7 protein-coding genes and 1 pseudogene are annotated in these 5,347 nt (G+C 58.9%); 3 read left to right on the top strand and 5 right to left on the bottom strand.

The features are described from left to right. Positions 1 to 235: pseudogene (locus tag KBZ15_RS17765) on the bottom strand (aspartate carbamoyltransferase); the annotation flags it as partial. 96 nt (positions 236 to 331) lie between these two features. On the opposite strand from KBZ15_RS17765, the gene KBZ15_RS17760 reads away from it, so the two are divergent. Further along, positions 332 to 610, top strand: a complete 279-nt coding sequence (locus KBZ15_RS17760; protein WP_255016551.1) for an AbrB/MazE/SpoVT family DNA-binding domain-containing protein — start codon at positions 332 to 334, stop codon at positions 608 to 610. 163 nt (positions 611 to 773) lie between these two features. On the opposite strand, the gene KBZ15_RS17755 is transcribed toward KBZ15_RS17760, so the two are convergent. Both KBZ15_RS17755 and KBZ15_RS17750 read right to left on the bottom strand, forming a co-directional pair. Then, on the bottom strand, positions 774 to 914 hold the full coding sequence (locus tag KBZ15_RS17755) for a hypothetical protein (RefSeq protein WP_255016550.1): 141 nt from the start codon (positions 912 to 914) through the stop codon (positions 774 to 776). Next, a complete protein-coding gene (locus tag KBZ15_RS17750; protein ID WP_255016554.1) occupies positions 901 to 1,536 on the bottom strand; it encodes a DNA-3-methyladenine glycosylase in 636 nt (211 codons plus the stop codon). Before KBZ15_RS17750 ends, KBZ15_RS17755 begins: the two co-directional genes overlap by 14 nt. A gap of 180 nt (positions 1,537 to 1,716) precedes the next feature. Here KBZ15_RS17750 and KBZ15_RS17745 point away from each other — a divergent pair, with 180 nt between their 5' ends. Together KBZ15_RS17745 and KBZ15_RS18485 are read left to right on the top strand one after the other, a co-directional pair. After that, the gene (locus KBZ15_RS17745) at positions 1,717 to 2,085 is read left to right on the top strand and encodes a hypothetical protein (RefSeq protein WP_255016549.1); all 369 of its coding nucleotides are present in this window, start codon (positions 1,717 to 1,719) and stop codon (positions 2,083 to 2,085) included. Positions 2,086 to 2,488: 403 nt separating this feature from the next. Next, the gene (locus tag KBZ15_RS18485) at positions 2,489 to 2,728 is read left to right on the top strand and encodes a PqqD family protein (RefSeq protein ID WP_315859927.1); all 240 of its coding nucleotides are present in this window, start codon (positions 2,489 to 2,491) and stop codon (positions 2,726 to 2,728) included. A 399-nt stretch (positions 2,729 to 3,127) separates the two neighbouring features. On the opposite strand, the gene KBZ15_RS17735 is transcribed toward KBZ15_RS18485, so the two are convergent. Both KBZ15_RS17735 and KBZ15_RS17730 read right to left on the bottom strand, forming a co-directional pair. Next, positions 3,128 to 4,024: an IS3 family transposase gene (locus KBZ15_RS17735; RefSeq protein ID WP_255016552.1), complete on the bottom strand. Its 897-nt coding sequence runs from the start codon at positions 4,022 to 4,024 to the stop codon at positions 3,128 to 3,130. Next, positions 4,008 to 4,262 (bottom strand): transposase, encoded by a 255-nt coding sequence (locus KBZ15_RS17730; RefSeq protein WP_255016548.1) that lies wholly within the window; start codon positions 4,260 to 4,262, stop codon positions 4,008 to 4,010. The genes KBZ15_RS17735 and KBZ15_RS17730 overlap by 17 nt, the downstream gene beginning before the upstream one ends. Between the last annotated feature and the right edge of the window lie 1,085 nt (positions 4,263 to 5,347).

Raw genomic sequence — 5,347 nt, 5'->3', positions numbered from 1 at the left:
AGAAGCTCTGCACATCGGCCGAGAGCCGCCGGGCCGCCAGCTCAAAGCTGCTGCGGGTGCGGGTGCTGGGCTCAAAGAACAGGCTGGTCATCAACCGCCCCTGCAGGGCCGGCAGCTTGCGGGCACCAGCCACCGGCAGGGCGCGAAAGCGCTGGGCCAGGGAGAGCACGGTGGCGTAGTCGTCCAGGGAGAAGGCCGCCAGATCGAGAACGTGACGGTGGCTCCAGCTGCTCAAGGGATGCGGCGGCTCACGGAGTCAGGGTAGGCCCAGCCGACAAACCCCACAGCCCCATTTTTGAAGGTAATACCCCTACCAAGGTAAGGCCTCGCCATGGCTGAATCCAGCGATTGCGCCGTCACCAGCAAAGGCCAGGTGACGATTCCCAAGCTGATGCGGCAGCAACTTGGCTTGCACGGGGGCAGCCGTGTTTGTTTTGAATTGGTGGGCGATCACCTGGAGGTGAGACCGGCGCGACCGGCAAGCAGCCCGACAGCCAGCGGCTTTGGCCTGCTGAAAACGACCATCCCACCGGTGCCAAGCGACTTCGATCCGGCCACGTTGATGCAGCCGTCATCGGCCTGGACACCAATGTGCTGGCCCGCTACTTGATCGAATCGGGCCAAGGCCTATTTATGCCCAAACCGTGGCTCTGGAACTGGAGTGGGTGCTACGGGGGTATTACCGATTCAACCGGGATCAGGTTGGGCTTGTCTTTGACGCACTGCTGAACCTGCCAATCCTGCACGCGATCTCAATTTGCAACCGCGGGTGATCACACCGAGCTGATGTCCTGCAGCTCGACCCGCAATCCCGGCAGCAGCTCGCCTCCGTCGAGATGGGTAACCGCTGCAATGCGGTGCGGCTCACCTACTGCCGGCGAGATCTCCACCGCCTGCTGCTCAGGGATCAGCAACCAGCCCGCTGACGATCCACGACTCCTGCGCAGGCGGCCGATCGCCCCGGACCCGCCTGCTGACACTGCGGCTCGCCCGCCAATACCAGCGCCAGGGGAGATCCTGGCCCTGGCTGATGCCGATGCGGCTGGTCTGCATCAGGTCGGCCGCATCCAAAGCTGCCAGCGCTGGCGGCCGCGGGGCTATCCACAGGCCCTGATCAGGATGCACCAGCTGGGCGTCGTGGGAGCGATCGATGCCAAAGCAGCGTGCCAATAAGGCAGGACCCGCCGCCAACCGCTCGGGCTCACCCGGGAAGGCCACAGCGCGCAGAAGCACCCCATTCGCCCACTCGGCGCGGTGCGTCACCACGTTCACGCAGTGGTGAATGCCATAACTCACATACACATAAAACCGCCCTGGCTCCCCGAAGAGAGTTTCGTTGCTGGGGGTGCGGCGGCGGTAGCCGTGGCAGGCAGGCTCTTCCTGGGAATACGCCTCCGTTTCCACAATCACGCCCCACACCAGCTCGCCATCGGCTTGGCGTTTCACCAGCAGGCAGCCGATGAGCTCGGGGGCGACAACCTCAGCGGGGCGGGCGAAGAAGGATTGGGGGAGGTGTTTGGAGGGCGAGTTGGCTATGGGTGTGGCTTGGGGTGGGGTGGGCTATTCAAGCTCCATCCTGTCTGCAAACTCTTGTCACACCAAGCAGACACCACTGCACTGGCGATGGGTTTATGATAATTAGTGTCCTCCAACACATGGCCTTACTGCCTGGTGGACATACCATAAAAGTGTTCAACCTTGCGACAGGGGGTCGTCTTGACCAGCTCCAAACGCCTAAGCCTTTCCATTGCAGGCACTGCTGCTATGGCACTGGCACAACTGCCTCTTGCCGTTACTCCTGCAAGCGCAGCCACGGTCTCTCAGGGAACCACGCCAAGCATCAGCGTGGTGGTGGAGTCGTCTAATGCCTGGCAGTTCAGCTGGAGCACTCAGAATGGTCAACCCCTTGCCCAGTCGGTTCAGAGTACAGTGGCGGATGATGAGAAAAGATTAAAAGAGGCAACGGAGAGGTTACAGAAAGAGCAAGATGCAATGGTTAAATCTCAAGCGGCGGCTGAAAAACAAAGAAAGAAAAACGCAGCAGAGGTCCGCAGTGGCTATTGGGGGAGCGGCCCTGGAGACTGAAGTTTATCTTCTACAAGTCATCTGCTGCTAAATTACTAGTCGCCACACCTCCCTAATCATACCAAGCCCCTGGAATCACAGGGGCTTTTTATTGGTTAAATCACCCCCAGACCGCCACAAATGCCCTCCAATACCTGGCACCATCAGGACCCTACAACACCAACTTTGAGACGCTTTCCCTGCCAAAGTCAACTTCGAATATTTCCACCCGCAGCAAAGCCAGCCATCTCCATTCTTGAGCTCTACTGATACATCTATTTCCTCAACGCAACTACCGAATACTTCGCTCCCTGTCGTCATCACGGAGCAAGAGGCCGTTGCCACTGCTCCCGCTGGATGGCCTTAGCATTTGATCGCAAGACAGAAGTCGCAACATGTTGGGCTTAAGCAACACCCACAAGCAGTGTTCACTGAGCTTGATGGCGAGATTGCTCTTTTTCAAAGCAGCATCTGTAAATACCTAGTGCTTTATGAATCTGGATCAGCGATCTGGAATGCTCTGGCCGCACAGCCTTCCATCGCTGAACTCTGCATAATACTGCTGCGAGATTTCGATGTGAGTCCCGAGCAATGCCTTGGAGACGCCAGGGCTTGGCCTGCGATTGCCCTGGGAAAGCAAGTAGTGATCGCCCTTGAATCTTGACATCTCAGAACACAAATCGCACTTGTAATCTCCTGAACCACCCCTCCCCGCCAAGTTTATTGGTTGCCGGCATGCGAAAGCCTAGGCGCGCAAAATAGCGGCACATGAATGCCCTGTGAAGCCCAGGGTTGACATTCTCAGGCAACAAAACATCTGCCCTGCAATCCCTCCATTCGACTGCGCTATCAAATTCACGCAAGAACAGCCTGAACATCCGGTTCGCGAGCTTGGCGCGCCTCGCTCCAGGAGCTATATACATCTTCTGAAAGTAGGCATGCATTCCGAGATTTAACGAGGAATCGATCTCAGGCAGAACCACGTACACAATCCCAATAATGCCTCCCACTCATGACGTGACCCCCTTTGCTGCTCCAGTTCCTATGAGAGCTGGTGGGTTGGTCAGGCCGCTTTCCATTGCTGGAGGACTTCCAGGGGCGTGCGCCCCTGGAGAGCCGAATGCGGTCTGTAGACGTTGTACTCGATTCGGTGCTGCTCTGCCAATAACTTTGCCTCTGGTAAAGATGAGAAGAGCTCAATATTCAAGAATTCATCCCTGAGCCTGCTGTTAAACGTCTCCGCAAATGGATTCTCCCAGGGTGAACCTGGCGGGATGTATGCCGTTCCTGAACCACTGCCTGTGCACCACTCCTGCAATGCGTGGGCAATGAACTCAGGGCCATTGTCCATCCGCAGATGGGTCGGTGCTGGATACAGCTTGAGTAGCTCCTCGATCGTGTCGATCACTTCAAAAGCCCTGCAACGTCGACCTATATGGATCGCCAGGCAAACGCGGCTAAATTCATCCACCACGTTCAAGAACTTGAGGGCGCGGCCATCCATCATCTGATCGAACTGGAAGTCGATTGCCCAGACGTGATGCGGGTATTCAGAGCGCAACAGCTCCCTGTCACCTCCAGCCGGCCGGGAGCGCTTGCGCCTGCGAGGCAGGGGCCTTTGGAGACCTTCCTCATGCCAGATCCGTTGCACTCGCTTGTGATTGACGCTCCAGCCATCCAGTCGTAGCCGCCGGTAGACGAGCCGACGGCCCCAACGCACATGGCGCCGAGCCAGCTCCCGGATCCGTCGTTTGAGCTTCTGCTCCTCGATATCTGCCAGTGGCACAGGGCGCCGCTGGGTGTTGCGGTTTTGACCTGCCAGCCGGCAGGCACGACGTTGAGAAACCCGGAATCGATCTTCCAGAACCACGACGGCCCTGCGACGACGCTCCGGGCTTAGAAGTTTCCCTCGGCAAGCTCCTACGGCTTCGCCGGGCCTGCGGCTAGAGCATGGCTTTATCCAATTCGGCGTCTGCCAATAATCGCTTTAGCCGTGTGTTCTCCAGCTCAAGCTCCTTGAGGCGTTTGGCCTCTGTGGCTTTCATTCCCCCGTACAGATGCTGCCAGCGGTGGTAAGTCGCCGGAGAAACTTCCAGGGCTCGGCAGACGTCAGCAACGGCCTGGACCTGATTCAAGAGCTGTTCAGCGGTCCGCAACTTGCGGATGATCTGCTCGGGGCTGTGGCGTTTGACTTTCATGGGGCTTCTCCTGGCCAATTCTGGCCGGTAGGGAAGCTCTCATAAGGGCTGGCTCAGTTTCTGGGGTCCACGTCAGCGGCAGCCTCATTCGTTCGTTCTGGTATGGCCTGCAGGACCTAGGGCCCCGGAGTGCAGCGTCTGCATCACGACTGGTCTGGCCCCCCTCTGATTTGCAACTGTGCAGGAGTCTGTACAGCTGTACAGACTCAGGGAGGCGCTCAAATTGTCATGGCGGTTGGCTTCCCCCTGAGCCGCCAAGCTGCCCAGCCGGAACGAATTCCGAGGCCGCCGCACCCCAGCAACACCCGGCGCCACCAGGCTCCGCACGACCTGCAGCCCCAACCCCTCGCCGCGGCTACCTTTTGCCAGCTAGCGCTCGCCGCTCCTGCTCCAGCTGCCTGTGAACACCGACCGCTGGTATTAAAGGGTTTACCAAAGTGCCCCCGACCTGATCCGCTCGCTGCTGCCCGGCGCAGAAGTCTCAACCTCGCCGCTGGGCCTGGATCCCGCTGAGCCAGGCGACCGCCACTACCGCTTTGAGGCCCTAGAGCAGAAGGAGGTCAGCCACCGCCATGACGGGCTCCTCTGGTCGCAAGAGTCCACCGGTTACAGCAGCACCGGCAGCGCGGAGTTTCACGGGCGCGTCGCAGCCCAGAGCCTGCGCTTTGTGCAGCGCCACCCCAGGGTGGAACATCTGAGGTTGGTGGTGATCACTCTGGTTTACCGCTGGCGATGCCGATCCTGATTGAACGGATGAGTGCCTGACCGCCCTTAGTACGTGCTGAACATGGACAGGCCATTGTGGCGGCCCGCTGGTGCAACCAGGAGCCTTTCGCCTAGATCAACGGCTGGCCTGACCCACTTTCTTTTTTCCACGACCGACCCCACAGATCCCTGTACGAGCGATTCCGATGTGGTGGCCCGCCCGGCCAAGCTCTGGCTGCCCGGTGTCAACTACGTAGGCGGGCGCGTTGCCTCGCGACCTTTGTTACCCGTTTAATTGTCACCTTTGCTTTGGCTCCTCTTTCCTGTTGAGCTGGTTGTTTTCCTGTTCTTGGAATGCCTCCATCTGCATGCCCACCACC

Origin of the sequence: Cyanobium sp. BA20m-p-22 (assembly GCF_024346275.1) — a bacterium.
Taxonomy (GTDB): domain Bacteria; phylum Cyanobacteriota; class Cyanobacteriia; order PCC-6307; family Cyanobiaceae; genus Cyanobium_A.
Note: the sequence above shows the minus strand (reverse complement) of the source record. Positions and strands in the feature narration are given on the sequence as shown.